This is a genomic window from Paracoccus sp. PAMC 22219, from assembly GCF_000787695.1.
Lineage (GTDB): Bacteria > Pseudomonadota > Alphaproteobacteria > Rhodobacterales > Rhodobacteraceae > Paracoccus.
Window position 1 is genome coordinate 1 of sequence record NZ_BBPH01000051.1, and the last position, 25351, is coordinate 25351.

Here is a 25351-nt window from a genome sequence, read left to right on the forward strand (position 1 = left end):
GGGGCGGATGCCGCGGGGGCCGCCTGCGGGGCGGGGGCGGCCTGCTGGGCGGGGCCCTGGGCATAGACGACCTGCTTGCCCTGCTTGGTCAGGCTGACCGTCAGGCGGTCATGCTCGCCGTATTCGCGCTTGACCTGAATCTCATTCAGTTCGCTGGAGTTCAGCAGCTCGGCCAGCGAGCGGATGAAGGCCACGTCGCCCTCGTGATGCTTGTCGTGGTGGGAATCGTTGCTCATGCCATCCTCTGACGTGTTCTGGTCGGGCCGCGTCCACGCGCGGCGATTGCAGGGCTTATAGCCCTTGTGCCTGCCCAAGGGGAAGGGTCCCGTCGCGCTTTGCGCGCTCAGGCGCCGGGACGCGCCGCCTTTTCGGCCAGACCCGACATGCCTTCGCGCCGCGTCAGCTCCGCCTCGACGTCGTCCAGCGTGACGTCGCGCGCGGCCAGCATGACCAGCAGGTGAAAGATCACGTCGGCGGCCTCGGCGGTCAGGCGGTCGCGGTCGCCCTTGATGGCCTCGATGATCGCCTCGATGGCCTCCTCGCCGAACTTCTCGGCGCATTTTTCGGGGCCTTTTGCCAGCAGCTTCGCGGTCCAGCTGCCGTCGGGGTCGGCGGTCTTGCGGGCCTGGACGGTTGCCGCCAGGCGGTGCAGGGCGGTCATGTCAGCCTCATGGGGATGCCGGCCGCGGCCATGTGGGCCTTGGCCTCACTGATGGTGTGGGTGCCGAAATGGAAGATGCTGGCGGCCAGCACGGCGCTGGCATGGCCTTCGGTGACGCCTTCGACCAGATGGTCCAGCGTGCCGACCCCGCCCGACGCGATGACCGGCACGTTCACCGCATCTGCAATCGCCCGCGTCAGGGGCAGGTTGAACCCCGACCGCGTGCCGTCGCGGTCCATCGAGGTCAGCAGGATCTCTCCCGCACCCTTGGATTCGACCAGCCGCGCGAATTCGACGGCGTCTATGCCCGTGGGTTTGCGACCGCCATGGGTAAAGATCTCCCACCGGCCGTCGGCGACTGTCTTGGCGTCGATCGCCACGACGATGCACTGGCTGCCGAACCGGTCCGCAGCCGCGGCCACCACGTCGGGATCGGCGACGGCGGCGGAATTGAAGCTGACCTTGTCGGCCCCCGCCAACAGCAGGGCGCGCACGTCGTTATGCGTCCGCACGCCGCCACCCACGGTCAGGGGCACAAAGCACTGTTCCGCCGTGCGGGTCACCAGATCGAACATGGTGCCGCGGTTTTCATGCGTCGCGTGGATGTCCAGGAAACAGATCTCGTCGGCGCCGGCGGAGTCATAGGCGCGCGCGGCCTCGACCGGGTCTCCCGCGTCGATCAGGTCGACGAAGTTCACGCCCTTGACCACGCGACCGTCGGCGACGTCCAGGCAGGGGATGATCCGGGTCTTGAGCATTGTCGATGCCTTTGGCTGGGGCTGTTCAGCCCTGGGTTCTAGCGCAGCGTCGGGGTTCAGGCCAGCGCGGCCAGCGCCTGACGCAGGTCCAGCGCGCCGTCATACAGCGCCCGCCCGGAAATGGCGCCCGCGATCACCTGCGTGTCCGCCAGCGCCTGAAGGTCGGCCAGCGACGACACCCCGCCTGAGGCGATCACCGGGATGGTGACGGCGCGGGCCAGCGCCTCGGTCGCGTGGATGTTCGGGCCCCCCATCGCGCCGTCGCGGTCGATGTCGGTATAGATGATCGCGGCGACGCCCGCGTCCTGGAACCGGCGGGCCAGTTCGGTGGCGTTCACGTCCGTCTCGGTGGCCCAGCCCCGCGTGGCGACGCGCCCGGCGCGGGCATCGATGCCGACAGCGATCCGGCCGGGAAAGGCCTCGGCGGCCTCGCGCACCAGGTCGGGGTTCTCGACCGCGACGGTGCCCAGGATCACGCGGGTCAGGCCGCGGTCCAGCCAGGATTCGATGGTCGCCATGTCGCGGATTCCGCCGCCCAGCTGGGTCGGGATGTCGGTCGCAGCCAGGATCGCCTCGACCGCGGCGGCGTTCACGGGCTTGCCCTCGAAGGCGCCGTTCAGGTCGACCAGGTGCAGCCATTCGGCGCCGGCATCCTGGAACGCGCGGGCCTGTGCCGCGGGGTCGGTGCCGAACACGGTCGCCGCATCCATGTCGCCGCGCAGCAGGCGCACGCAGTTGCCGTCCTTCAGGTCGATGGCGGGATAGAGGATCATGGGGCTGCTCCGGTCTTCAGGGTTGCGCCTCCTTTGCCACGGGGCGGGCGGGAACGGCAAGGGACCTGACGTCATGCTTGCCCGGACGGGGGCGGGCCGCGCAATCTGATCGCATCCTGAGGAGGAGGGACCCATGCGTCACATCATACTGGCCGCCACGTTCGCGCTGGCAGCAGGGGCGGCCAGCGCCGACCCGATCGAAGGGGTCTGGCAGACCCAGCCCGACGAGGGCGCGTTCGCCCATGTCACCGTCGCCCCCTGCGGCGGCGCGTTCTGCGGCACCATCACCCGGACGTACCGGGACACCGCCGAATACCAGTCGCCCAACCTGGGTCGCCAGATCGTCATCGACATGGCACCCCAGGGCGGCGGCGACTATGCGGGCCGCGTGTGGCGTCCGTCCAACGACAAGATCTATGCCGGCAAGGCCGCCGTCGCGGGCGACCGGATGAGCCTGTCCGGCTGCATCGCCGGCGGGTTGCTGTGCAGCAGCCAGACCTGGGTGCGGGTGCAGTAGCACCTACAGAACCGTGATCGGGGGCGGGCGAACCTGCATCGCCCCCGGTGCGTTTTCCCGGCAGACCATTGCCAAAGGAGCGCACCATGCCGATGATTTCCGCGAAAGACGGCACCCAGCTTTACGTAAAGGACTGGGGGCAGGGCCGCCCAGTCGTCCTGATCCACGGCTGGCCCCTGACCGCCGACAGCTGGGAGACGCAGGCCGTGGGCTTGGCAGAGGCTGGATACCGCGTCATCAGCTATGACCGCCGCGGCTTTGGCCGGTCAGAACAGCCGTGGGATGGGTACGATTACGACACGCTGTCGGACGATCTGGCCGCGGTGATCGATGGTCTTGACCTGACCGATGCGGCCATCATCGGCTTTTCGATGGGTGGCGGAGAGGTCGCCCGCTATGTCTCGCGCCATGGCGCAAAGGGTGTCAGCCGATTGGGCTTCATCGCCTCGGTTGCGCCGGGCCTGCTGAAATCGGACGCCAATCCGGACGGAGCCCCTGCCGATCTGTTCGAGGGGATGCGTGACGGGCTGCGCAAGGACCGTCCGGCCTTCCTGCAGGATTTCGCCAAGCAATTCTATGGTCAGGGCCTTCTGGGCGGCGTCAGCCAAGGGGTGCTGGACTGGACGCAAGGCATGGCCCTGATGGCCAGCCCGCGCGCGACGCTGGAATGCGTGACGGCGTTCGGCATGACCGATTTCACCGCCGACGTGGCGCAGATCACCCTGCCGACGCTGGTCGTGCATGGCACCGCCGACAAGGTCGTACCCATCGCCGCCACCGCGCACCGCATGGCCAAGATGGTGCCGTCAGCACAGCTGATCGAATACGATAACGCCCCGCATGGACTGGCCGCCACGCATGGCGAGCGTCTGCTGGACGACCTAAAGGCGTTTCTGGCCTGATCTGGCGGGTGGGGGCGGGCGTTCCGCCCCCACCATTCCTATTCGGCGGCCTGTGCCGCGCGCCACTGCGACACGCAGGGGATCTTGTCGCGGTCGCAGCGGTCGGAATATTTCCGCGCGATGTCGCGGACTTCGGACAACAGCCCTTCGGCCAAGGTGATTGGCTTCAGGCCAAGCCCCAGGAAGCTGTCGTTGACGACATGGAGGTCGTTTTCGTCCGCCTCGTTGCGAGGGTTCTTCAGGAACGCCACCTCTGTTCCTGTACGGTCCGAGATCATCTTTGCCAAGTCACGGACGCGGTGGGTTTCAGTCATCTGGTTCAGGATCTGCACCCGGTCGCCGCGCTTGGGCGGGTTTGCGACGGCCAGTTCGATACAGCGGCAGGTGTCCTGTATATGGATGAAGGCCCGCGTCTGTCCGCCCGTCCCATGCACCGTCATCGGATAGCCGATGGCCGCCTGCATCAGGAACCGGTTCAGCACCGTGCCGTAATCGCCGTCGTAATCGAACCGGTTGATCAACCGTTCGTCCATATGCGTCTCGGCCGTCTGCGTACCCCACACGATGCCTTGGTGCAGGTCGGTGATCCGCAGGCGGTCATTCTTGTTGTAATAGAAGAAGAACAGCGCGTCCTGGGTCTTGGTCATGTGATAGATGCTGCCCGGATTGGCCGGGTACAGGATCTGCTGGTCATGGGGCCCTTGGGCGGTCTGCACGGTGACGTCCAGATAGCCTTCGGGGATCTTCATGCCCGCGGTGCCATAGCCATAGACGCCCATCGTACCCAAGTGCACCAGATGGATGTCCTGGCCCGATTCGACGATCGCGGCCAGGACGTCATGCGTCGCATTCAGGTTGTTGTTCACGGTGTACCGCTTGTGGCGCGCCGATTTCATCGAATAGGGCGCGGCGCGCTGTTCGGCGAAATGGATGATCGCATCGGGCCGTTCGCGATCCAGCAGTGCCAGCAGCCGGTCATAGTCCTGACCCACGGTCAGATCCTCGGTCCGGATGTGGTTGCCGGTCAGTTCGGCCCATGCCCGGACGCGCTCGCCCAACGGGCGGATCGGCGTCAGCGAGGCAACCTCCAACTCGACATCAATCTTGCGACGCGAGAGGTTGTCGACGATCACGACGTCGTGACCGCGGGCGGACAGGTGCAGGGCCGTGGGCCAGCCGCAGAAACCGTCTCCGCCCATAACGATGATCTTCATGATGTGCCTTGCTGAACGCTGTGCCAAATTCATTCAAATCAATATCGAGGCGCGCATGCAAACGCCACCCCCGCAGAGGTTGCGTCATCTGCATGTCACAAAACCGGCGGCAATCAGCCTGTCTGGGCCTGCTGCATGTTGGCCATATGCGCGGCGATGGCCTCGTCCAGGTCAGGATAAAAGGTCAGCTTGCCCTGTTCCAGCACGGCGCCCGCATGGCAGGTTTCCCGCAGCATCCCCATGGAATGCGCCACCACGATGGCCCCGGCATTCGACATGCGTTCGTTGAACACGCGGTTGGACTTGGTACGGAACGCCGCATCGCCCACGGCTGAGACCTCGTCCACCAGATAGGTGTCGAAGGGCACCGCCATCGACAGGCCGAACGCCAGCCGCGACCGCATCCCCGAGGAATAGGTGCGGATCGGCAGCTTGAAATGGTCGCCCAACTCGGCGAAATCCTCGACGAAATACAGCAGCTCCTCGGTGTCGACGCCATAGATGCGCGCGACGAACCGGCAGTTCTGTTCGCCGGTCAACTCTCCGCTGAACGACCCGGCAAAGCCCACCGGCCAGCTGATCGTTCCTGTGGACAGCACCTTTCCCGATGACGGCAGCATCGCCCCGGAGATCATCCGCAACAGTGACGACTTGCCCGCGCCGTTGCGGCCCAGCAGCGCGACCGACACGCCGGACGGAAAGATCGCGGTGATGTCGTCGGCCACCACCTTGTGCTTGCCGTTCAGCGTGTAGGTCTTGCAGAGGTTCTGCAGATAGATCATCGGCGATCGCGCAGGCTGTAGAAGATCAGGCTGCCGATCACCCACAGCACCATCAGGAACCCGGCAATCATCAGCAGCAGCTTGGCGCGTTCGGGGAACTCGGCCTCCTGCGCCAGGGTCGGGCGGATGTAGGGGGCCAGATAGCGGGACTGGCGGACGGCCTCGGCGCGCGCGGTCTCGAACCCGGCAAGGGCCGCGGTATAGCTGGCTTCGGCGAACTGGCGGTCGACGGTCAGGATCTCGAACTGGCCCACGACGTCGGACAGCGCTTCCTCTCCGCCGGTCGATCCGAACTTCTGGCGTTCGGCCTCGATCTGGTCGCGGATGACTTGGATGCGCAGCTCGGCTTGGCCGATCCGGGGGTCTTCGGGCTGCGCGTTGGCCTGCAGCAGGCCAAGACCGACCAGCTGTTCCGCAAGCTGCTGCTGCAGCGAGGTGACGACGCCGATCTGTCCCTGCACATCGGCTACGGGGTCCACCAGCTGATAGCGGTTGCGGAACTCGGTCACCTCCTGGCGGGCCTCGCGCAGGCGGTCCTGCGCCCGCTCCAGCTCGTCGCGGGCATAGCGCAAGGAATCTTCGCGGGCGATGTCGTTCAACTGGTTGATCAGGATGCCACCCTCGTCCAGGATCGCGTTGGCGATGGTCTGGGCGTCGTTGGCGTCAAAGGCCAGAACCCGCAGGTCGATCATTCCGGCGTCGTAATGGATGCGGACCTTGCGCTCCCACTCGTCCACCAGATCTTCCAGCGAGGCGCCGCCGCGGAAACCGAAGATCGGGTCGCCAGGCGCCTTGGACCAGACCTCGCGCAGGTCGATCCGGGCATTGACCCGCTCGACCAGGTCGCGGCTCTGGATGAACTTGTAGAGGATGTCGGTGTCACTGGTCGAGCTGGAGGTGACCCCCACCAGCGAGCCAAGCCCGCCCAGGACGTCCGTCGGGCTGGGCGCGGATTCGCTGCGGACCGAAAAGCCGAAATAGGACGCGTACTGGTCCGACGCGCGGGTATAGATGTACATCGCGCTCAGCAGGACCGGGATGATCACCAGCACCACAAAACTGATCGCCATGCCGTAATGGCGCCGATGCAGGCGCGCCGGGCTGGCCGGGGGCAGCACGGGCTGCTGCATCGCCGCCTGGATGCGGGCCTGCATCTGCGGGTTGTGCTGCCCGGGGCGGATCACCTGCTGGCCCGGACCCTGTCCCGGACGGTGGGCAACCTGGCCTCCCTGCTGTCCTTGCGGACGTGGCTGGCCCGCGCCTGCGCCGGCGCCTTGGGGGCGGGGCGGCTGACCTGCGGCGGGACCCTGTGCGGGCTGACCTTGGGCAGGCGCCTGGCCCGGTGCGGGTGGTTGGGGACCGGCCTGCGGTGCGGCTGCACCGGGGGTCGTATTCGTGTGGGGTCCGGAATTCGAGTCCTGGGCGGACATGCGCTTACCCCGCCTGCCTTGTTGATCTTGCTGGCGCCGTCATACATAAGCGCGAAGAACAGTTCCAGCACCGATCCGTTGCCAGGATCGTGAGCAGCGCAAACGCGCCCCCGGCGCCATCCGTGATCCGCATGTCCCAGACCAACACGCCTCGACACGGCCCGCCCGCCGCCCCTCTGCCTCAGAGCCGGACGACCCCACAGGTCCGCGCGTCCTCAAGGAGGTGCGCAAACATCGCAGCTTTGCCAGCCTGCGCGCCATCACCGCGCTGGTGCTGCGCGAGGTGCAGACCAGCAATGGCCGCGCCTCCGGGGGATATTTCTGGGCGATCGCCGAACCCGCGGGCGGGATCGTGCTGCTGACGCTGATCTTTTCCATAACCTTCGCGCAGCCGCCCATCGGGACTAGCTTTGCGATGTTCTATGCGACCGGGATGGTGCCGTTCCTGGGCTACATGGACATCTCGAGCAAGGTCGCGTCGTCGGTGCGCTATTCCATGGCGCTTCTGTCCTATCCTGCGGTCACCTTCATGGATGCGCTTCTGGGGCGGATTGTCTTCAATGCGGTGACCCAAGTGATGGTGGCCACCGTGATCTTCACCACGATCATGCTGACATCCGAGACGCGGACCGATCCACAGATGGATCTGATCGTGATCGGCCTGGCGATGATGATCCTGACGGGGTCGGCCATCGGCGTCATGAACTGCTTTCTGTTCGAGGCCGTCAGCTGGTGGCAGCCGCTGTGGGGCATCTTCATGAAGCCGTTCTTCCTGCTGTCCTGCATCTTCTTCATGTTCGACGACGTGCCGCAGCCCTATCAGGACTGGCTGTGGTGGAACCCGCTGATCCACGTGATCGGGCAGATGCGTCGCGCGTTCTATCCGCAATATGCGGGCGACTATGTCAGCTATACCTATGTCTTCGGGCTGGGACTGGGCCTGTTCGCGCTAGGGCTGGCGCTGCTGGTCCGGTATCACCGCGACCTGCAGAACAGCTAGCCCTGCGGGTCGATCAGGCGCGCCAGCACCGCAGCTTGGGTGATGCGCCCGCCGCCCTGAACCGGCAGGGCGGACCTTTGCGCAAGCAGGCCCATGACCGCACGCACCGGCATGTCACGGGGGACGGGATCGCCCTCTGCGGTGCCGGGTTCGGCCACATCCTCGGCGGTCAGCACGCCAAGCGGGTTCATGTGGGCCACGAAATCGGCGACGTAATCGTTGATCGGGTTGGCGATGATCTCGCGCGCGGTGCCGATCTGGACGATGCGGCCCCCCTCCATCAAGGCGATGCGGTTGCCCAGCTTGAACGCCTCGTCCAGGTCGTGGCTGACAAAGATGATCGTGCGGCCGGTCTTGGCCTGCAGCTCCAGCAACTCGTCCTGTAGGCGGGCGCGGATCAGCGGGTCCAGCGCGCTGAAGGGTTCGTCCATCAGCAGGATCGGCGCCTCGGTCGCAAAGGCGCGGGCCAGGCCCACGCGCTGCTGCATGCCGCCGGACAGTTCGCCTACCTTGCGATCGGCCCATTCCGACAGGCCCACCGTCGCCAGATGGCCGTCGATCTTGGTGCGCCGTTCGGCCTGCGACATGCCCGCAAGCTCCAGCCCCAGCCCGACATTGTCACGCACCGTCCGCCACGGCAGCAGGCCGAAGGCCTGGAACACCATCGCCACGTCGCGCAGGCGGATGTCACGCAGGGCGCGGTGGCCCGCGGCGGTCACGCTGACCATCTGGCCGCCGCGCTTGATGCGCACCTCTCCGCGGCAGACGGGGTTCAGGGCATTCACCGCCCGCAGCAGCGTCGATTTTCCGGACCCCGACAGGCCCATCAGGACCAGGATCTCTCCGTCGGCGACAGACAGGCTGCAATCGTGGACACCCAGAACCTGACCGGTCTCGGACTTGATGGGGCCGCGGTCCAGACCCTCGTCCATCAGGGGCAGGGCGCGGTCGGGGTGATCGCCGAAGACGATGCAGACCCGGTCGAATTCGACGGCGTTCATTTGCGGCCCTCCATGCGCAGCATCCGGTCCAGCAGGATGGCGACGACGACGATCACCATGCCCGATTCGAAACCCAGTGCGGTGTTGACGCTGTTCAGCGCCCGCACGACCGGGACGCCCAGCCCCGATGCGCCGACCAGCGCAGCGATGACCACCATCGACAGCGACAGCATGATGGTCTGGTTCAGCCCGGCCATGATCTGGGGCAGGGCGCTCGGCAGCTCGACCTTCCACAGCAGCTGGCGGGGGGTGGCGCCGAAGGCGGTCGCGGCCTCGACCAGCGCTGGCGGGGTGGACGCGATGCCCAGTTGCGTCAGCCGGATCGGCGCGGGCAGAACGAAGATCACGGTCGCCAGCAGCCCCGGCACCATGCCGATGCCAAAGAACACGATGGCCGGAATCAGATAGACGAAGGTCGGCAGCGTCTGCATCAGGTCCAGAACCGGCCGCATCCAGGCGTACAGTCGGGGCCGGTGCGCGCAGGCGATGCCGATGGGCACACCGACCGCCATGCAGACGATGCAGGCCGAAAGAACCAGCGTCAGCGACTGCATCATTTCCGACCAGTAGCCCTGGTTCAGCACGAACAGCAGCCCGAACATCACCAGCAGGCAGGTGCCCAACCGCCGCTGCAACGCCCAGGTCAGGGCCATCGCCAGCGCGATGAACAGGAACGGGTTGGGCGCCTGAAGCCCGGTCAGGATGGCGTCGATCAGCGCCTCCATCGCGGTCGAGATCGCATCGAACAGCCCGGCCGCATTGGCGTTCAGCCAGTCGAAGACCGATTTCGCGGTCCGTCCCACCGGGATCTTGGTGTCGGTGACCCATGCGGTCAGCTGTTCCATGCCTGCACCCTCTGCAACGTTGGGAACCCCGGCGTCACCGCGCCGGGGCGGGGGGTCACTGCGCCAGCGCGTCGGTCAGCGCGGTCTGCGGGTCGTTGCCGTCGGCGGTGGTCACGTCGACCAGCCAGGGGGTCGCGGCGTCCGGATTGGCCGCCAGCCAGGCGCGGGCGGCGTCCATCGGGTCCTGACCGTCGTTCAGGATCGCGCCCATGACCTCGTTCTCCATCGCCAGGGTGAACTCCAGGTTGGTCAGGAACGTGCCAACGTTCGCGCATTCCGCGACATAGCCCGCGCGGGTGTTGGTCCGCACCTCGGCACCGCCCAGGTCGGGGCCAAAGATCTCGTCCCCGCCGGTCAGATAGGTCATCTCGAACTGGGCGTTCATGGGATGGGGCTCCCACCCCAGGAAGATCACCGGCTCTTCGCTATTGGTGGCGCGCTGGACCTGGGCCAGCATGCCCTGTTCGCTGGATTCGACGACCTCGAAGGTGCCCAGGTCGAACTGGTCCATCGCCACCATCTCCAGCAGCAAGCGGTTGCCGTCGTTGCCCGGCTCGATGCCATAGATCTTGCCGTCCAACGCCTCGCTCTGCGCGGCGATGTCGGCGAAATCGGCAATGCCAAGGTCGGCCCCGGCCTTGTTCGTGGCCAGCGTGTATTTCGCGCCGGTCAGGTTGGTGCGCACCGTGTCGACCGTGCCCGCGTCGCGATAGGGGGCGATGTCGGCCTCCATCGTCGGCATCCAGTTGCCCAGGAACACGTCGACATCGTCGGTCGACAGCGCGGTGTAGGTGACAGGCACCGACAGGATGCGGGTCTCGGTCTCATAGCCCAGGGCCTGCAGGACGGTCGACGCGATGGCCGTCGTCGCGGTGATGTCGGACCAGCCCACGTCGGAAAACACCACCTCTCGACAGCTGTCGGGTTCCTGCGCGGCGGCGGGCAGTGCCAGCGCGGGCGTCATCGCAAGGACCGCGAGGATGCGGGAAAGGGTCATGGTGGGCTCCCTATTCTTGATTGTTCAGTCAATTAACGTTACATGGAAACGGCAACGCAACAGAAATCTTCCGCCGCAGGTGCAATCATGCCGAAACTCGGGGCCGAGCCTATCCGAAAAGCAGCGCTGATCAATGCCGCGATCTTCGAAGTGGGTCGCGCAGGGTCGCTGGACGTCACCGTCGCACAGATCGCCAAGCGTGCCGGCATGTCGCCGGCGCTGGCGCATCATTACTTCGGGTCCAAGGACCAGATCTTCCTGGCGGCGATGCGCTATATCCTGCGCAGCTACGGACAATCGGTCCATGACCGCCTGCCGGGGCGTGGCGCGCGGGGCCGTCTGGACGCGATCGTCCATGCCAGCTTTGCGCCGCAGAACTTTCAGCGAGAGACGGTCAGTGCGTGGCTCAACTTTTACGCACTTGCCCTGAACTCTCCCGAGGCTGCGCGCCTGTTGCGCGTCTATCACCGCCGGCTGCATTCGAACCTGATCGTGGCGCTGCGCGGGCTGACCGACCATCCCGAGCGCACAGCCGAGACATTGGGTGCGCTGATCGACGGCGTCTATCTGCGCGCGGTCCTGACCCCCGGTCCGACCGATGCCGACGTGGCGCTGAACACCATCATGACCTATCTGAAGGAGGCCCTTGCATGAGCCTTTCCGCACAACCCACCGCATCCCTGTTCATCGGCGGCAAGCCGGTCGAGGGGCAGGGCGCCGACCTGCCCGTCCGCTATGCGCTGACCGGCGAGACGATCGCCACTCTGAAGGAGGCGTCCACCGACCAGGTGGCGCAAGCCTGCGCCGCGGCAAAGGCTGCCCAACCCGCATGGGCCGCGATGGCGCCTGTCGAACGGGGGCGTATCCTGGGTCGCGCCGCCGCGATCATCCTTCAGCGCAACGACGAACTGGCGCGACTGGAGACCTTGGATACCGGCAAGCCGATCCAGGAGACGCTGGTGGCGGACTGGCCGTCGGGCGCCGCTGCGCTGGAGTATTTCGCGGGTCTGGCGGCGACGCTGACCGGTCAGATGATCCCCTTGGGCGCGGACTGGGCCTATACAAGGCGCGAGGCCTTGGGTGTCTGCGCGGGCATCGGAGCGTGGAACTATCCCAGCCAGATCGCCTGCTGGAAGGCCGCGCCCGCGCTGGTCATGGGCAACACGATGGTCTTCAAACCATCCGAGGAAACGCCGCTAGGTGCCCTGAAACTGGCGGAAATCTTCATTGAGGCCGGGATGCCGCCGGGCGTCTTCAACGTGGTCCAGGGCCGCGGAGAAGTCGGTGCCGCGCTGGTCACCGATCCGCACGTGGCCAAGGTTTCGCTGACTGGATCGGTCCCAACCGGCCGCCGCGTCTATGCCGCCGCCGCCGAAGGGATGCGCCATGTCACGATGGAGCTGGGTGGCAAGTCGCCCCTGATCGTTTTTGACGACGCGAATCTGGAGGACGCCGTCAGCGCCGCGATCCTGGCGAACTTCTACAGTTCGGGGCAGATCTGTTCCAACGGCACGCGCGTGTTCCTGCAGGAGGGCATCAAGGAAGACTTCCTGGCCCGCCTGGCCGAGCGCGTGAAGGCGGTCCGCATGGGCGACCCGCTGGACCCCGACACCAACCACGGCCCGATCATCAATGCGGCCCAAGCCGAGAAGATCCGCACCGCGATCCGCGCCGGACAGGCCTCGGGCGCGCGGCTGGTCTGCGGTGGAGAGGGCGAGGGGCCGTTCATCCCGCCCACCGTCTTTGCCGACGCGACCGACGACATGACCATCGCGACGGACGAGATTTTCGGCCCGGTCATGACCGCGCTGAGCTTTGCCGACGAGGACGAGGTGATTGCCCGCGCCAACGGCACCGGCTTCGGCCTGGCCGCAGGCGTGTTCACCCAGGACCTGACGCGCGCCCATCGCGTCATCGCGGCGCTGGAGGCCGGGACGTGCTGGATCAACACCTACAACCTGACCCCGGTCGAGATGCCCTTTGGCGGCGTCAAGATGTCGGGTCTGGGCCGCGAAAACTCCGCTGCCGCGATTGAGCATTATTCGCAGCTGAAATCCGTCTATGTGGGCATGGGAGGCGTCGATGCACCGTACTGATCTGCCGAAAGCCGCCAAGGACGCGGATTACGTCATCATCGGCGCAGGCAGCGCCGGTTGTGCGCTGGCCTATCGCCTGACCGAGGCCGGGCGGACCGTCACGATGATCGAATTCGGCGGCAGCGATATTGGCCCCTTCATCCAGATGCCGGGCGCGCTGTCCTATCCGATGAACATGAGCCGCTATGACTGGGGCTTTGCCAGTCAGCCCGAATCGCATTTGGGTGGGCGCAAGCTGGCGACGCCGCGCGGCAAGGTCATCGGCGGGTCGTCGTCGATCAACGGCATGGTCTTCGTGCGCGGCAACCCCAAGGATTTTCAGCACTGGGCCGACAGCGGCGCCGATGGCTGGGACTATGCCGGCGTGCTGCCCTATTTCAAGCGGATGGAGACGTGGCACGGCGGCACGTCGCCTGTGCGCGGCACCGGCGGTCCGCTGCACATCACCCGCGGCAAGCGCAGGAACCCGCTGTTCAACACCTTCATCGAGGCGGGCCATCAGGCCGGCTGGCCGCGCACGGACGATTACAACGGCACCCAGCAGGAGGGCTTTGGCCCGATGGAGGCCACCATCTGGAAGGGCCGCCGCTGGTCCGCCGCCAATGCCTATCTGCGGCCTGCCAAAAAGACCGGTCTGCTGACGGTCGTGCGCGGGCTTGCGAACCGCATCCTGTTTCAAGGAAATCGGGCCTACGGCGTTGAAATCGAACGGAATGGCAAGGTCGAGGCGGTTCATGCGACGCGCGAGGTCATCATCTCGGCCAGCACCATCAACACGCCCAAGCTGCTGATGCTGTCGGGCATCGGGCCGGCGGATCACCTGCGCGAACACGGGATCACGCCGCTGGCGGATCGTCCGGGCGTGGGCGGCAACCTGCAGGATCACCTTGAGATCTACATGCAGTACAAGTCGCTGAAGCCGGTGACGCTGTACACCTATTACAACCTGCTGGGCAAAGGCCGGGTGGGAGTCGAATGGCTGCTGCAAAAGACCGGTCTCGGCGCGTCGAACCAGTTCGAAAGCTGCGGCTTCATCCGGTCGTCGGATGCCAAGGACTATCCCGACATCCAGTACCACTTCCTGCCGCTGGCCGTGCGGTACGACGGCAAGTCGGCGGCCAAGGGGCACGGCTTCCAGGCCCATGTCGGTCCGATGCGGTCGAAATCGCGTGGCACGATCCGGCTGGCATCGGGCGACCCGTCTGTGGCGCCCGAAATCCGCTTCAACTATATGTCCCAGCCCGAAGACTGGGAGGAGTTTCGCGCCTGCGTCCGCCACACACGCCGCATCTTTGACGCGCCCGCGTTCAAGGAATATCGCGGCGACGAAATCCAGCCCGGCGACGATGTGCAGACGGACGAACAGATCGATGCGTTCATCCGCGAGCACGCGGAATCGGCCTATCACCCCTGCGGCACGGCGCGGATGGGGGCTGCCAGCGACCCGGATGCTGTCGTGGACCCGGAACTGCGGGTGATCGGGGTCGAGGGGCTGCGTGTCGCGGACAGTTCGATCTTTCCGCGCATCACCAATGGCAACCTGAACGGCCCGTCGATCATGACCGGCGAAAAGGCCGCCGATCATATCCTGGGCCGCCAGATGCTGCGGGCCTGACCAAAAAAGGCCCGCAGCGATGCGGGCCTTTTATCATGCCGCGTCGGCCGCTGCCTGACGCTTGGTATAGTTCAGGACGGGGGCCAGCCAGCGTTCGGCCTCGTCCAAAGTCCAACCCTTGCGCGCGGCGTAATCGCGGGCCTGATCCTCCTCGATCTTGGCGACGCCAAAGTAATAGCTGTCCGGATGCCCGATATAGAGGCCCGACACCGACGACCCCGGCCACATCGCCATGCTTTCCGTCAGGGTCACGCCCGTCGCGGCCTCTGCGTCCAGCAGACTGAACAGGGTCAGCTTTTCGGTATGGTCGGGCTGGGCCGGGTATCCAGGCGCGGGGCGGATGCCCTTGTAGGGCTCGGCCGCCAGCTCCTCGGGCGTAAAAGTCTCGTCCTTGGCATAACCCCAGTACTCGCGCCGCACGCGTTCGTGCAGCATCTCGGCCATCGCCTCGGCAAAGCGGTCGGCCAGCGCCTTGACCATGATCGCGCCGTAATCGTCGTTGGCGCGTTCATAGCGGGCCGAGATCTCGGACTCCTCGGGGCCCGCCGTCACGACGAAACCGCCGACATGATCCGCAATGCCCTCAGGGGCCACGAAATCCGACAGCGCCACGTTGGGCCTGTCGCCGCGCTTTGTGACCTGCTGGCGCAGGGTGTGCAGCATGGCGAGCGTCTCGGCCCGATCGTCGCCGGTGAACAGGCGGATGTCGTCACCCACCGCGTTGGCGGGCCAGAAGCCCACCACGGCGCGCGGCTTGAACCACTGGCCGTCGATGATGCGGGCCAGCATCTCCTGCGCCTCGGCGAACAACTGGCGGGCTGCCTCGCCCTGCTTTTCGTCGTCCAGGATGCGGGGATAGACGCCCTTCAGCTCCCATGTCTGGAAGAACGGCGTCCAGTCGATGTATCGCGCGATCTCGGCCAGGTCCCAATCGTCGATCACCCGCGCGCCGGTAAAGGTCGGGGCGACGGGCGGATAGCCGGTCCAGTCGATCTTCAGCGCGTTGGCCCGCGCCTTGGTCAGCGGCAGGCGGGATTTCGACGCCTCGGACCGTTCGTGCTTGTCGGCCACGGCGACGTAATCGGCGCGGATCTCGTCGATATAGGCGGCCTTGCGGTCGTCCGACAGCAGGCTTGATGCGACCCCCACGGCGCGGCTTGCATCGGTCACATACACCGCCTGACCGCGCGTGTACTTGGGCGAGATCTTGACCGCCGTGTGGATCTTGGACGTGGTCGCGCCGCCGATCAGCAGGGGAATATCCATCCCCTCACGCTCCATCTCGGAGGCCAGATGCACCATCTCGTCCAAAGACGGGGTGATAAGGCCGGACAGACCGATGATGTCGACATTCTCGTCGCGCGCCACCTGCAGGATCTTCTGCGCGGGCACCATCACGCCCAGGTCGATCACCTCGAAGTTGTTGCAGGCCAGCACGACGCCGACGATGTTCTTGCCAATGTCGTGGACGTCCCCCTTGACGGTGGCCATCAGGATCTTGCCCGCGGTCTCGCGTTCCGTCCCGCCGGACAGACGCTTTTCCTCCTCCATGTAGGGCAGAAGAACAGCCACGGCCTGCTTCATCACGCGGGCCGATTTCACTACCTGCGGCAGGAACATCTTGCCCGCGCCGAACAGATCGCCCACCACGTTCATCCCCGCCATCAGCGGGCCTTCGATGACATGCAGCGGGCGGTCAGCCTGCTGTCGGGCCTCCTCTGTATCGGCTTCGATATATTCGGTGATGCCGTTGACCAGCGCATGTTCCAGACGCTTGTCCAGCGGCCATTCGCGCCAGGACAGGTCCTTTTCGCGCTTGGCCCCCTGGCCGTCGCCGCGGAACCGCTCGGCGATCTCCAGCAGGCGTTCGGTGCCGTCGGGGCGGCGGTTCAGGACCACGTCCTCACACGCCTCGCGCAGGTCGGGGTCGATCTGGTCATAAACCGCCAGCTGGCCCGCATTGACGATGCCCATGTCCATGCCCGCCTTTATGGCGTGGTACAGGAACACGGCATGCATCGCCTCGCGCACCGGCTCGTTGCCGCGAAAGCTGAAGGACAGGTTCGACACGCCGCCCGACACGTGGGCATGGGGCAGGTTCTGCCGGATCCAGCGCGTGGCCTCGATGAAATCGACGCCGTAGTTGTTGTGCTCTTCGATCCCCGTCGCCACGGCGAAGATGTTGGGATCGAAGATGATGTCCTCGGGCGGGAAACCGACCTCGTCGACCAGGATGCGATAGGCGCGCTCGCAGATCTGGATCTTGCGCGCGCAGGTATCGGCCTGACCGTCCTCGTCAAAGGCCATGACCACGACGGCCGCGCCATAGGCCAGGCACAGCCGCGCTTGTTCGCGGAACTGGTCTTCGCCCTCCTTCATGCTGATCGAGTTCACGACCGGCTTGCCCTGCACGCATTGCAGGCCGGCCTCGATCACCTCCCATTTGCTGCTGTCGATCATGATCGGCACGCGGGCGATGTCGGGTTCGGCCGCCAGTAGGTTCAGGTATTCGACCATCGCGGCCTTTGAATCGATCAGGCCCTCGTCCATGTTAATGTCGATGATCTGGGCGCCGTTTTCCACCTGGTCGCGGGCGACCTCCAGCGCGGTGGCATAGTCGCGCTCCTTGACCAACTTGCGGAAACGCGCGGACCCGGTGACGTTGGTGCGTTCGCCGATGTTGACGAAGGGAATGTCGGGGGTCAGCACAAAGGGCTCCAGCCCCGACAGGCGCAGGTAACGATCAGGCATAGGCGGGCACCTTTCTGGGGGCGAACGGGGCCACGGCATCGGCGATGGCGCGGATATGGTCGGGCGTCGTGCCGCAGCAGCCGCCGACCACGTTGACCAGACCGGCGCGGGCGAATTCGGCGACCTGGGGGGCGGTGTCGTCGGGGCCTTCGTCATACTGGCCGAAGGCGTTGGGCAGGCCCGCATTGGGATAGGCGCAGATCAGCGTGTCGGCCACGCCCGACAGTTCGACCAGATGCGGCCGCATGGCGGATGCGCCAAGCGCGCAGTTCAGCCCGATGGTCCAGGGGTTCGCGTGCCGCACCGAATGCCAGAACGCGGTCGGCGTCTGTCCCGACAGGGTCCGTCCCGAAGCGTCCGTGATGGTGCCCGAGATCATCATCGGCAAACGATGGCCGTGATCCTCCATCGCCTGGATGCAGGCAAAGATCGCGGCCTTGGCGTTCAGCGTGTCAAAGATCGTCTCGATCAGCAGGATGTCGGCGCCACCTGCGATCAGGCCCTTGGCCTGCTGCAGATAGGCGGCGCGCAGCCCCTCGAAGTTCACGGCGCGGTATCCGGGGTCGTTCACGTCCGGGCTCATGGATGCGGTGCGGTTCGTCGGGCCTATGGCGCCTGCGACGAAACGGGGCCGTCCATCCTGCGCCGTGGCGCGATCCAAGGCACGGCGCACCACGCGCGCGCCCTCGACGTTCAGGTCGTGGACGGCGTCCTGCAACCCGTAATCGGCCTGCGCGATTGTGGTCGCGGAAAAGGTGTTCGTTTCCACGATATCGGCGCCCGCCATCGCATAGCGGAAATGGATCTCCTCGACCGCCTCGGGCTGGGTCAGGATCAGCAGGTCGTTGTTGCCCTGCTGGGGGTGGTCGGTGTGGTGGCGGCAGACATGGCCCGACCCGTGGCCGGTATAGTCATCCTCGCCCAGGCCCAGGGCCTGGATCTGCGTGCCCATCGCACCGTCCAGGATCAGGATGCGTTCGGATGCGGCCTTGTTCAGGGCCGCGAAGGCGGGGGATGGGGGCAGGGACATGGGTCAGGCCTTTCGGTTCAAGCCCGTGATATAGGCGTTCCGCGTCCTATCGGCAAATTCATAGTATTCGACAAGATCATGAGCGCGGCGCATGGTCAGACCGGCACGCCGCCTTCGTCCTTCAGCGTCTTCAGCACGATCTCGGAGCGGACCTGGGCCACCTGGGGGTGGGGCAGCAGGTGGCGGTGGACGAAATCGGCAAACGCCTCCAGGTCGCGGGCGCGCACGTCCAGCACGTAATCGGCATCACCGGACACCGAGAACGCCTGCCGGATCATCGGCTGTCCCGCCACAAAGCGGGCGAACTCGTCCTCGCGCCCCTGACCGTGACCGCGCAGGTTCACCCGGATCACGGCGCGAAACCCGTGCCCCAGCTTGCCGGCCGACAGGCGCGCGGCATAGCCCTCGATCAGCCCCGCAGCCTCCAGTGCGGCACGCCTGCGGGAAATCTGGCTGGCCGACAGCCCCACGACCTGCGCCAGCGCCGCATTGCTTAACGCGCCATCGCGCTGCAGGGCAGTCAGAATTGTACTGTCGAACCGGTCCATGCGTCTTCCGTGCGTAATCTGCGCCATCCACGCGCGTTTCGTTCAATTCTGACCGCTGGACGGCCTGCTTTGCAAGCACATTGCGCCACTCCACGCGCATCATGTCCCCAACAATGAGGAGGAATGCCATGGGACCCTTTCCCCACGATGCCCCCAAGGCCACGATCAGCGCCGCCAATCCCGCCGGGACGGACGGGTTCGAATTCGTCGAATACGCCCATCCCGACCAGGCCGTGCTGGATCGCATCTTCCGCCAGATGGGGTTCGTCCCCGTGGCCACGCACAAGACCAAGGCGATCACGCTGTATCGTCAGGGCGACATCAACTATCTGCTGAACGCCGAACCCGACAGCCACGCGGCAGCGTTCGTCGCCGAACACGGCCCCTGCGCCCCCGCCATGGCTTGGCGCGTGGTGGACGCCCAGGTCGCCTTGCAGCGCGCGCTGGCACTGGGCGCGACCGAATATACCGGACCCGGCAAGTCGATCGAGGCGCCCGCGGTTATGGGCATCGGCGGCTCGCTTCTGTATTTCATCGACCGTTATGGCGATGCGGGCAGCGCCTATGACGCAGATTACGACTGGCTGGGCGAGACCGATCCGCGCCCCGAAGGGTTCGGTTTCTTCTACCTGGACCACCTGACCCATAACGTGATCCGCGGCAACATGGACACGTGGTACAAGTTCTACCACGACACGTTCAACTTCCGCGAAATCCGGTTCTTTGACATCAAGGGCAAGCAGACCGGGCTGGTCAGCCGCGCGCTGACGTCGCCCTGCGGCAAGATCCGTATCCCGATCAACGAATCCACCGACGATCACAGCCAGATCGAGGAATACCTGCGCGAATACAAGGGCGAGGGGATTCAGCACATCGCCATCGCATCGAACGACATCTATGCGGGCACCGACAGGATCGCCGATGCCGGGATGCAGTTCATGCCCGGCCCCCCCGACACCTATTACGAGATGTCGCACCGTCGCGTGAAGGATCACGACGAACCGCTGGACCGCATGCAGGCCCGCGGCATCCTGATCGACGGCGAAGGCGTCGTGGGCGGCGGAGAGACCCGCATCCTGCTGCAGATCTTCTCCAAGACGGTGATCGGTCCGATCTTCTTCGAGTTCATCCAGCGCAAGGGCGATGACGGCTTTGGAGAGGGCAATTTCCGCGCCCTGTTCGAATCCATCGAGGAAGACCAGATCCGGCGCGGCGTCCTCGACGCCACCCCGGCCCAGTAGGGAGGAGCGGCGCGGCGGCGGGGAGGCTGCCGCGCCGATCATCATGGCCTGGACCGATTACAGCAGCGCGCCGGCACCCGGCACGCGCATCTGCACGGTGGCCGACATCACCGGTGTCCATCCCCTGTTCGTCACGACCGACCGGGGCAAATTTCCGATGATCGTCCTGCGCGATGGCGACGCGCTGCGCGCCTTCGTGAATGCCTGCCCGCATCAGTACCTGCCACTGAATTATCGCGGCGACACGTTGCTGTCCGCGGATGGACGCAGGCTTTTGTGCACGGCCCATGGCGCTAGCTTCGACAAGTCGACCGGCGACGTCATTGCCGGTGCCGAATGCGGACTGGACCCGGTGCCGATCATGCAGCAGGGCGACCACATCGTGATCGCCCCTTGACAGTCTCCGTTGCGGAAATACCCCGCGGGGGTCCGGCGGCGCGAAGCCCCCGGCCTTGCGCGATCAGAACCCGGCCTTGATCTTCTCGAACTCGGCCAGCTGGCGCTGGCGCAGCTCGGGGTCGTTGGGGGTCTGGGCCAGGACCGGTGCGTCGATGTCGGCTAGGCCTTCGGCCACGGCGGGCTCACCCGCGATGGTCGCCATCGCCTCGGCCGAGGTATGGCCATAGCCGATCGTGTCCAGCAGCCCCTTGGCCGCCGACGGTTCCAGCCAGGCGTTGATGAAGTCATAGGCCTTGTCTTCGCTGCCCGGACCGTCCTTGACGTTCACATAGCCGCAGAAGAAGGTCGACGACCCCTCGACCGGCTCTCGCTGAAAGCCCACCGGATAGTTGTCGCCCTGCAGATAGACGACGCCGTCATTCCACGACCAAGCCACGTCCACTGCGCCCGATGCCATAAGCTGGGCCTGCTCGGACGGGTCGGCCCAATAGGCCGCGACGTTCACATGCGCCTCGCGCAGCCAGGCGGCGGCGGCGGCGAACTGTTCGTCGGTCACTTCGGACCAGTCGGTCACCCCGGTCGCCAGATAGGCCAGCGCCCAGACATCGTCCGAACTGTCGGGCAGCGATGTGCGGTTCTGGTATTTCGGGTTGGTGAACACGCTCAGGCTGGCCACGTCCTCGGCCGGGACGGTCTCGGTGTTGTAGGCGATGGCGGTCGCGCCCCAGTCAGTCGGAATGAACCACACGCCCTGGTCGTCGCGGAACACCTCGCTGTCCAGAAAACGCTCCTCGATCTGATCGAAGTTCGGAATACGCGACGTGTCCCACGGCTCGATCAGGCCAGCATCGCGGTACTTTCCGACCATCTGGCTGCAGGGGTGGATCACGTCCGCCTTGAACCCCGACGCGACCTTCTGGAACGCCTCGTCGTCATCGCCGTAGAAGGCATAGGTCGGGCTGTCGCCATGCGTGTCGACATAGGACTGGAAGATCGAGGGTTCCTCGAACCCGGCCCAATCGAAAACCGTCAGTTCGGGATCGGCGGCATAGGCGGGCAGGGCCGCCGCGGCCAGGATGGTGGTGGTCAGCAAGCGCATGAAAACTGGCCTCTCTGTTGTCGGATTTGCGACAACGCTAAGGCGGGCCGCGGGCGCGCGCAAGGGTTTCGCGCGCCCGTGATGGGCAGGGTGCCTAGCGCATCCGCAACGCGCCGTCGACGCGGATCGTCTCTCCGTTCAGATAGTCGTTCTGGACGATGAACGCGCAGGTCCGCGCGAATTCGGTCGGATCGCCAAGCCGCTTGGGAAAGGTCACCTCGGCCGCCAGGCTGTCCTGGACCTCGGCGGGCAGGCCCTTCAGCATGGGCGTGCCAAAGATGCCGGGCGCGATGGCGCAGACGCGGATGCCCTGTCCCGCCAGATCGCGCGCCAAAGGCAGCGTCATGCCCGCGATTGCGGCCTTGGACGCGGCATAGGCCGCCTGACCCTTCTGCCCGTCAAAGGCCGCGATGGAGGCGGTGTTCACAATGACCCCGTTCTGCGCACGCCCGTTCGCGGCCATGCGTTCCGCAGCCAGCCGCAGCACGTTGAAGCTGCCGATCAGGTTGACCTCGATCGTGCGGCGAAAGCTGTCCAGCCGGTGCGGCCCGTCGCGACCCAGGGTCTTTTCGCCCACCACCACACCCGCGCAGTTCACGCAGACATCGATGCCCCCCATCCGTGCCACCGCGTGATCCAGCGCCGCGGTCACGCTGGCCTCGTCGGTGACGTCGGTCACGGCATAATGCGCGCCGATGGCGGCGGCGCCTTCGGCGCCCGCCGGGTCGCGGTCCAGCACGGTGACCTGCGCCCCCAGGTCGCGGAAATGCGCCGCGGTGGCGGCACCCAGTCCCGATGCGCCCCCGGTCACGACGGCACGGCAGTTCGACAGATCCATGATCCCCTCCCAAGGATGTTCCGGACGGGTTCTGGCACGCGGACGGGCGCGCGCCAAGATCAGTCGCGCAGCAGGTCCGGTCCGCCCGCGATCAGCGGGTCGCGGGTGCCGATGGCGGCGACGTCCTTGCCGGCGTAATCGACGGCGTTCAGGATGGTCTGAATTGCGGCGATCCGTGCGCGGCGCTTGTCGTCGGACCGGATCACGGTCCATGGCACGATCGGCGTGTGCGACCGTTCCAGCGTGTCGCGGATCGCCACGGTATAATCGTCCCACCGTGCCAGCCCGTCGACGTCGATGCCGCTCAGCTTCCACTGCTTCAGCGGGTCCTGTTCGCGGTCCAGAAAGCGGCGCAGCTGTTCGGCACGTCCCACGTTCAGCCATAGCTTGACCAGGATGATGCCGTCATCGACCAGCATCTGTTCGAACCCCGGCAGCTGTCGAAAGAACGCCGCCCGCTGCGTGTCGGTCGAAAAGCCGAAGACGCGTTCCACCACGCCGCGGTTGTACCAGCTTCGGTCGAACAGCGCGATATCTCCGGCGGCGGGCAACCAGTCGACATAGCGCTGGAAATACCACTGGCCCGCCTCCCGTTCGTTCGGCTTGGGCAGGGCCACGATGCTGGCGGAACGGGGGTTCAGGTTCTCGCGCACGCGTTCGATGGTGCCGCCCTTGCCGGCTGCGTCGCGCCCCTCGAACAGCACGACCAGCCGTTTTCCGGTGGCGATCACGTCATGCATCATGCGAACCAGCTGCGTCTGCAACGCCGCCATATGCGGGTCGTATTCCGCCTTGGGCAGTTCGACGCGATAGGGGAAGTCGGGGTCCAGGATGTCCTTGGAGGACGACTTGACCACCGACTTGCGGATGGGCGCCGGTGCGCCGTCGCGCAGATAGTCGGTGATCTTGCCCACCAGCGGCAGGTCCGGCAGTTCGGCGCCCATGTCGTCAGCCCTCTCCGATGCGCGACATGTCGTACCATGTCGTCTGATAGATCTCGTTGATCCAGTTACCGTAAAGCAGGTGGGCGTGGCTGCGCCAGCGGTTCGCGGGCGGCCGTGCCGGATCGTCCTCGGGGTAATAGTTGGCGGGAACGGTGACCGGCTTGCCCGCCGCCACGTCGCGGTCGTATTCCTCCTTGAGCGTGGTGCTGTCGTATTCGAAATGGTTGAACACATACAGCGCCCGGTGCCCCGGATCGGCCAGCAGGCAGGGGCCGACATCGGTGCTGGACAGCAGCGTGGTCAGCGCCGGGCGGGCATCGACGTCGTCCTGGCGCACCTCGGTCCAGCGGCTGACAGGGACCAGCACCTCGTCCGAGAACCCGCGCAGATAGGGCGAGGCCGGGGCCAGGTTCTGGTGGCGGAAGCAACCGAAGGCCTTGGCGGGCAGGGGATGCTTGGGCAGGCCGTGAAAATGCGCCGCCATCGCCATGCCGCCCCAACACACGCCGAAGGTCGAATGCACATGGGTCTGGGTCCAGGCAAAGACGCGGGTCAGTTCCTCCCAATAGGTCACGTCCTGGAACGGCAGATGCTCGATCGGCGCGCCGGTGATGACCAGCCCGTCGAACTTCTCTCCACTGGCCTCGACATCGCGGAACGGGCGATAGAAGCTTTCCAGATGGTCGGCGGCGGTGTTGCGGCTTTCGTGGTCCGACATGCGGATCAGCTGAAAGTCGATCTGCAGCGGCGTCGCGCCGATCAGCCGGGCGAACTGGTTCTCGGTCTGGATCTTCTTGGGCATCAGGTTCAGCAGCGCGATGCGCAGGGGCCGGATGTCCTGGGTCGCGGCGCGGCCCGGCGACATCACCATCACGCCTTCCTGGGACAGGATGCGATAGGCGGGCAGACTTTCGTTCAACGTGATGGGCATGTCAGCTATCCTTGCGCGCGATGGCGGTCGCGATCAGGTCGGTGAAATCATCGGGCGTGCGGATCTGCGCCACCTCCTCGGCCAGGATGGTGACGCCGCGCCGGGCCATCGCCTCGTAGCGCGGCTGTCGATGCGCCAGCGCGCGGGCATAGGTCCAGCGGATGAAGTCGTCGGGGTTGACCTGGTCGGCCTCCAGCCCCTTTTCCACGCGATAGGCGATCCAGGCACGTTCCAGGAATTGCGGCTGATAGTACATCGGCTTGGGCGCGCGGTCGAAGCGGCGGACCAGTTCGGCCGTATGGGCGTCGCTTCCCTTGATCCAGACCAGCAGAAGGTCGCGCGACAGGGCGGTCAGCACCGGGTCATCGGGGTCCTCAGGGTCCACGACTTCACAGATCGACCCGCCGCTGTCGCAGACGAAATGCGGCGTGCCATAGATGTCGCGGGCGCGGTCCATGAAGTGGCGGGTGTCCAGCAGCGACGCGATCTCGGCCCGGCGGTGCTGGTCCTGGCGCTGGCAATAGTCGTCGAAAGGCAGGCCCCCCCGCGACGGGCTGCCCGGCTTGCCCAGATAGGTGGACAGCGGCGCCAGGTTGTCAAAGGTGATGTTGCTGGCAATATGCACGCTGTCCGACATCAGCAACTCGCGCAGGAACGGCACCTTCATCGCCTCGCGCTTGAAGTTGTCGGCGATGTATTCGCCCATGTAGCGCGTGCCGATGCGGTAATCGACGCTGTAGTGAAACCAGTCGCCGGTGTCGCGCAGCATCGATGCCAGATAGGTCTTGCCCAGGCCGGACATGCCGAACAGCACGACCCGGCTGCCTGCGGCGGTCCGCCATTCATCTGCGCTGCCATAGATCATCCGACGCCCTTTCCCTGCCTTGCCCCTAGCTAATCGCATGCGGGCGGCATGGAAAGAGGCGGGCGGCAGTGGGGGAGCACCGCGCGTCTGTCCCCGCGGATTGCGTCCCGCGAC

The 25351-nt window shown here is 65.9% G+C and carries 25 protein-coding genes and 1 pseudogene; 8 read left to right on the forward strand and 18 right to left on the reverse strand.

The features are described 5' to 3' along the window. The 4 genes and pseudogenes from TY51_RS06725 to hisA all read right to left on the reverse strand — a co-directional run. Positions 1 to 236 (reverse strand): annotated as a pseudogene (locus TY51_RS06725) (acetyl-CoA carboxylase, biotin carboxyl carrier protein); the annotation flags it as partial. A 107-nt stretch (positions 237 to 343) separates the two neighbouring features. Then, positions 344 to 661 (reverse strand): phosphoribosyl-ATP diphosphatase, encoded by a 318-nt coding sequence (locus TY51_RS06730; RefSeq protein ID WP_042247500.1) that lies wholly within the window; start codon positions 659 to 661, stop codon positions 344 to 346. After that, positions 658 to 1419, reverse strand: coding sequence for an imidazole glycerol phosphate synthase subunit HisF (hisF, locus tag TY51_RS06735; RefSeq protein ID WP_042247502.1), 762 nt, complete (start codon positions 1417 to 1419; stop codon positions 658 to 660). The genes TY51_RS06730 and hisF overlap by 4 nt, the downstream gene beginning before the upstream one ends. A gap of 56 nt (positions 1420 to 1475) precedes the next feature. Further along, on the reverse strand, positions 1476 to 2192 hold the full coding sequence (hisA, locus tag TY51_RS06740) for a 1-(5-phosphoribosyl)-5-[(5-phosphoribosylamino)methylideneamino]imidazole-4-carboxamide isomerase (RefSeq protein WP_042247503.1): 717 nt from the start codon (positions 2190 to 2192) through the stop codon (positions 1476 to 1478). 133 nt (positions 2193 to 2325) lie between these two features. Here hisA and TY51_RS06745 point away from each other — a divergent pair, with 133 nt between their 5' ends. Both TY51_RS06745 and TY51_RS06750 read left to right on the forward strand, forming a co-directional pair. Continuing rightward, on the forward strand, positions 2326 to 2709 hold the full coding sequence (locus tag TY51_RS06745) for a DUF2147 domain-containing protein (RefSeq protein WP_042247505.1): 384 nt from the start codon (positions 2326 to 2328) through the stop codon (positions 2707 to 2709). Positions 2710 to 2795: 86 nt separating this feature from the next. Continuing rightward, complete coding sequence (locus TY51_RS06750) at positions 2796 to 3611, forward strand: alpha/beta fold hydrolase (protein ID WP_042247507.1); 816 nt, start codon at positions 2796 to 2798, stop codon at positions 3609 to 3611. 38 nt (positions 3612 to 3649) lie between these two features. Here the strand turns inward: TY51_RS06750 and TY51_RS06755 are convergent, their stop codons facing one another. From TY51_RS06755 to TY51_RS06765, 3 genes are all read right to left on the reverse strand, one after another. Further along, positions 3650 to 4825 (reverse strand): NAD-dependent epimerase/dehydratase family protein, encoded by a 1176-nt coding sequence (locus tag TY51_RS06755; RefSeq protein WP_042247509.1) that lies wholly within the window; start codon positions 4823 to 4825, stop codon positions 3650 to 3652. Between the two features lie 113 nt (positions 4826 to 4938). Then, positions 4939 to 5607 carry an ABC transporter ATP-binding protein gene (locus TY51_RS06760; protein ID WP_042247510.1) on the reverse strand — a complete coding sequence of 223 codons (669 nt, stop codon included), beginning with the start codon at positions 5605 to 5607 and terminating at the stop codon, positions 4939 to 4941. Then, complete coding sequence (locus tag TY51_RS06765) at positions 5604 to 6791, reverse strand: sugar transporter (RefSeq protein WP_231558945.1); 1188 nt, start codon at positions 6789 to 6791, stop codon at positions 5604 to 5606. The genes TY51_RS06760 and TY51_RS06765 overlap by 4 nt, the downstream gene beginning before the upstream one ends. 469 nt (positions 6792 to 7260) lie before the next feature. Here TY51_RS06765 and TY51_RS06770 point away from each other — a divergent pair, with 469 nt between their 5' ends. Next, positions 7261 to 8037 (forward strand): ABC transporter permease, encoded by a 777-nt coding sequence (locus tag TY51_RS06770; protein WP_042247512.1) that lies wholly within the window; start codon positions 7261 to 7263, stop codon positions 8035 to 8037. On the opposite strand, the gene choV is transcribed toward TY51_RS06770, so the two are convergent. Genes choV through choX form a run of 3 tightly spaced genes read right to left on the reverse strand, consistent with a single transcriptional unit; the run spans position 8034 to position 10880 of the window. Next, positions 8034 to 9038 carry a choline ABC transporter ATP-binding protein gene (gene choV, locus TY51_RS06775; protein ID WP_042247514.1) on the reverse strand — a complete coding sequence of 335 codons (1005 nt, stop codon included), beginning with the start codon at positions 9036 to 9038 and terminating at the stop codon, positions 8034 to 8036. The two genes, TY51_RS06770 and choV, sit on opposite strands and share 4 nt — an antisense overlap. Further along, entirely contained in the window at positions 9035 to 9883 is an 849-nt protein-coding gene (choW, locus tag TY51_RS06780) for a choline ABC transporter permease subunit (RefSeq protein ID WP_042247516.1), read from the reverse strand. Before choW ends, choV begins: the two co-directional genes overlap by 4 nt. A 55-nt stretch (positions 9884 to 9938) precedes the next feature. Then, entirely contained in the window at positions 9939 to 10880 is a 942-nt protein-coding gene (choX, locus tag TY51_RS06785) for a choline ABC transporter substrate-binding protein (RefSeq protein ID WP_042247518.1), read from the reverse strand. An 87-nt stretch (positions 10881 to 10967) separates the two neighbouring features. On the opposite strand from choX, the gene betI reads away from it, so the two are divergent. The 3 genes from betI to betA are packed head-to-tail and all read left to right on the forward strand — an operon-like array spanning position 10968 to position 14591. After that, on the forward strand, positions 10968 to 11534 hold the full coding sequence (gene betI, locus TY51_RS06790; protein ID WP_042247520.1) for a transcriptional regulator BetI: 567 nt from the start codon (positions 10968 to 10970) through the stop codon (positions 11532 to 11534). Then, positions 11531 to 12976 carry a betaine-aldehyde dehydrogenase gene (gene betB / locus TY51_RS06795; RefSeq protein WP_042247522.1) on the forward strand — a complete coding sequence of 482 codons (1446 nt, stop codon included), beginning with the start codon at positions 11531 to 11533 and terminating at the stop codon, positions 12974 to 12976. The genes betI and betB overlap by 4 nt, the downstream gene beginning before the upstream one ends. Continuing rightward, a complete protein-coding gene (gene betA / locus TY51_RS06800) occupies positions 12963 to 14591 on the forward strand; it encodes a choline dehydrogenase (protein WP_042247545.1) in 1629 nt (542 codons plus the stop codon). The genes betB and betA overlap by 14 nt, the downstream gene beginning before the upstream one ends. Positions 14592 to 14624: 33 nt before the next feature. Here the strand turns inward: betA and metH are convergent, their stop codons facing one another. The 3 genes from metH to TY51_RS06815 all read right to left on the reverse strand — a co-directional run bounded on the left by metH (position 14625) and on the right by TY51_RS06815 (position 18920). Next, a complete protein-coding gene (metH, locus tag TY51_RS06805) occupies positions 14625 to 17342 on the reverse strand; it encodes a methionine synthase (RefSeq protein ID WP_042247524.1) in 2718 nt (905 codons plus the stop codon). Next, positions 17335 to 18372: a homocysteine S-methyltransferase family protein gene (locus TY51_RS06810; protein ID WP_042247525.1), complete on the reverse strand. Its 1038-nt coding sequence runs from the start codon at positions 18370 to 18372 to the stop codon at positions 17335 to 17337. The genes metH and TY51_RS06810 overlap by 8 nt, the downstream gene beginning before the upstream one ends. 95 nt (positions 18373 to 18467) lie before the next feature. Continuing rightward, positions 18468 to 18920: an Lrp/AsnC family transcriptional regulator gene (locus TY51_RS06815; RefSeq protein WP_042247527.1), complete on the reverse strand. Its 453-nt coding sequence runs from the start codon at positions 18918 to 18920 to the stop codon at positions 18468 to 18470. Positions 18921 to 19048: 128 nt separating this feature from the next. Here TY51_RS06815 and hppD point away from each other — a divergent pair, with 128 nt between their 5' ends. Both hppD and TY51_RS06825 read left to right on the forward strand, forming a co-directional pair. After that, positions 19049 to 20161, forward strand: a complete 1113-nt coding sequence (gene hppD / locus TY51_RS06820) for a 4-hydroxyphenylpyruvate dioxygenase (RefSeq protein WP_042247529.1) — start codon at positions 19049 to 19051, stop codon at positions 20159 to 20161. Between the two features lie 43 nt (positions 20162 to 20204). Continuing rightward, on the forward strand, positions 20205 to 20558 hold the full coding sequence (locus TY51_RS06825) for a Rieske 2Fe-2S domain-containing protein (RefSeq protein WP_042247531.1): 354 nt from the start codon (positions 20205 to 20207) through the stop codon (positions 20556 to 20558). Positions 20559 to 20621: 63 nt separating this feature from the next. Here the strand turns inward: TY51_RS06825 and TY51_RS06830 are convergent, their stop codons facing one another. The 5 genes from TY51_RS06830 to TY51_RS06850 all read right to left on the reverse strand — a co-directional run bounded on the left by TY51_RS06830 (position 20622) and on the right by TY51_RS06850 (position 25237). Next, positions 20622 to 21659, reverse strand: coding sequence for an ABC transporter substrate-binding protein (locus TY51_RS06830; protein WP_042247533.1), 1038 nt, complete (start codon positions 21657 to 21659; stop codon positions 20622 to 20624). 94 nt (positions 21660 to 21753) lie between these two features. Then, a complete protein-coding gene (locus TY51_RS06835) occupies positions 21754 to 22497 on the reverse strand; it encodes an SDR family oxidoreductase (protein ID WP_042247534.1) in 744 nt (247 codons plus the stop codon). Positions 22498 to 22556: 59 nt separating this feature from the next. Continuing rightward, positions 22557 to 23441 (reverse strand): polyphosphate kinase 2, encoded by an 885-nt coding sequence (ppk2, locus tag TY51_RS06840; protein ID WP_042247536.1) that lies wholly within the window; start codon positions 23439 to 23441, stop codon positions 22557 to 22559. A 4-nt stretch (positions 23442 to 23445) separates the two neighbouring features. Continuing rightward, positions 23446 to 24372 (reverse strand): homoserine O-succinyltransferase, encoded by a 927-nt coding sequence (gene metA / locus TY51_RS06845; protein WP_042247538.1) that lies wholly within the window; start codon positions 24370 to 24372, stop codon positions 23446 to 23448. Position 24373: 1 nt separating this feature from the next. Then, entirely contained in the window at positions 24374 to 25237 is an 864-nt protein-coding gene (locus TY51_RS06850) for a hypothetical protein (RefSeq protein ID WP_042247541.1), read from the reverse strand. Positions 25238 to 25351: the final 114 nt, after the last annotated feature.

What these genes read in the sequence shown, in the direction of transcription:
- TY51_RS06835 (WP_042247534.1), bottom strand. Translation starts at nt 22,497, where the DNA reads ATGGATCTGTCGAACTGCCGTGCCGTCGTGACCGGGGGCGCATCGGGA.
- TY51_RS06815 (WP_042247527.1), bottom strand. Translation starts at nt 18,920, where the DNA reads ATGGACCGGTTCGACAGTACAATTCTGACTGCCCTGCAGCGCGATGGC.
- ppk2 (WP_042247536.1), bottom strand. Translation starts at nt 23,441, where the DNA reads ATGGGCGCCGAACTGCCGGACCTGCCGCTGGTGGGCAAGATCACCGAC.
- choW (WP_042247516.1), bottom strand. Translation starts at nt 9,883, where the DNA reads ATGGAACAGCTGACCGCATGGGTCACCGACACCAAGATCCCGGTGGGA.
- TY51_RS06730 (WP_042247500.1), bottom strand. Translation starts at nt 661, where the DNA reads ATGACCGCCCTGCACCGCCTGGCGGCAACCGTCCAGGCCCGCAAGACC.
- choV (WP_042247514.1), bottom strand. Translation starts at nt 9,038, where the DNA reads ATGAACGCCGTCGAATTCGACCGGGTCTGCATCGTCTTCGGCGATCAC.
- metA (WP_042247538.1), bottom strand. Translation starts at nt 24,372, where the DNA reads ATGCCCATCACGTTGAACGAAAGTCTGCCCGCCTATCGCATCCTGTCC.
- TY51_RS06750 (WP_042247507.1), top strand. Translation starts at nt 2,796, where the DNA reads ATGCCGATGATTTCCGCGAAAGACGGCACCCAGCTTTACGTAAAGGAC.
- hisA (WP_042247503.1), bottom strand. Translation starts at nt 2,192, where the DNA reads ATGATCCTCTATCCCGCCATCGACCTGAAGGACGGCAACTGCGTGCGC.
- hppD (WP_042247529.1), top strand. Translation starts at nt 19,049, where the DNA reads ATGGGACCCTTTCCCCACGATGCCCCCAAGGCCACGATCAGCGCCGCC.
- betI (WP_042247520.1), top strand. Translation starts at nt 10,968, where the DNA reads ATGCCGAAACTCGGGGCCGAGCCTATCCGAAAAGCAGCGCTGATCAAT.
- hisF (WP_042247502.1), bottom strand. Translation starts at nt 1,419, where the DNA reads ATGCTCAAGACCCGGATCATCCCCTGCCTGGACGTCGCCGACGGTCGC.
- TY51_RS06810 (WP_042247525.1), bottom strand. Translation starts at nt 18,372, where the DNA reads ATGTCCCTGCCCCCATCCCCCGCCTTCGCGGCCCTGAACAAGGCCGCA.
- betA (WP_042247545.1), top strand. Translation starts at nt 12,963, where the DNA reads ATGCACCGTACTGATCTGCCGAAAGCCGCCAAGGACGCGGATTACGTC.
- TY51_RS06830 (WP_042247533.1), bottom strand. Translation starts at nt 21,659, where the DNA reads ATGCGCTTGCTGACCACCACCATCCTGGCCGCGGCGGCCCTGCCCGCC.
- metH (WP_042247524.1), bottom strand. Translation starts at nt 17,342, where the DNA reads ATGCCTGATCGTTACCTGCGCCTGTCGGGGCTGGAGCCCTTTGTGCTG.
- choX (WP_042247518.1), bottom strand. Translation starts at nt 10,880, where the DNA reads ATGACCCTTTCCCGCATCCTCGCGGTCCTTGCGATGACGCCCGCGCTG.
- TY51_RS06755 (WP_042247509.1), bottom strand. Translation starts at nt 4,825, where the DNA reads ATGAAGATCATCGTTATGGGCGGAGACGGTTTCTGCGGCTGGCCCACG.
- TY51_RS06825 (WP_042247531.1), top strand. Translation starts at nt 20,205, where the DNA reads ATGGCCTGGACCGATTACAGCAGCGCGCCGGCACCCGGCACGCGCATC.
- TY51_RS06760 (WP_042247510.1), bottom strand. Translation starts at nt 5,607, where the DNA reads ATGATCTATCTGCAGAACCTCTGCAAGACCTACACGCTGAACGGCAAG.
- TY51_RS06850 (WP_042247541.1), bottom strand. Translation starts at nt 25,237, where the DNA reads ATGATCTATGGCAGCGCAGATGAATGGCGGACCGCCGCAGGCAGCCGG.
- TY51_RS06745 (WP_042247505.1), top strand. Translation starts at nt 2,326, where the DNA reads ATGCGTCACATCATACTGGCCGCCACGTTCGCGCTGGCAGCAGGGGCG.
- betB (WP_042247522.1), top strand. Translation starts at nt 11,531, where the DNA reads ATGAGCCTTTCCGCACAACCCACCGCATCCCTGTTCATCGGCGGCAAG.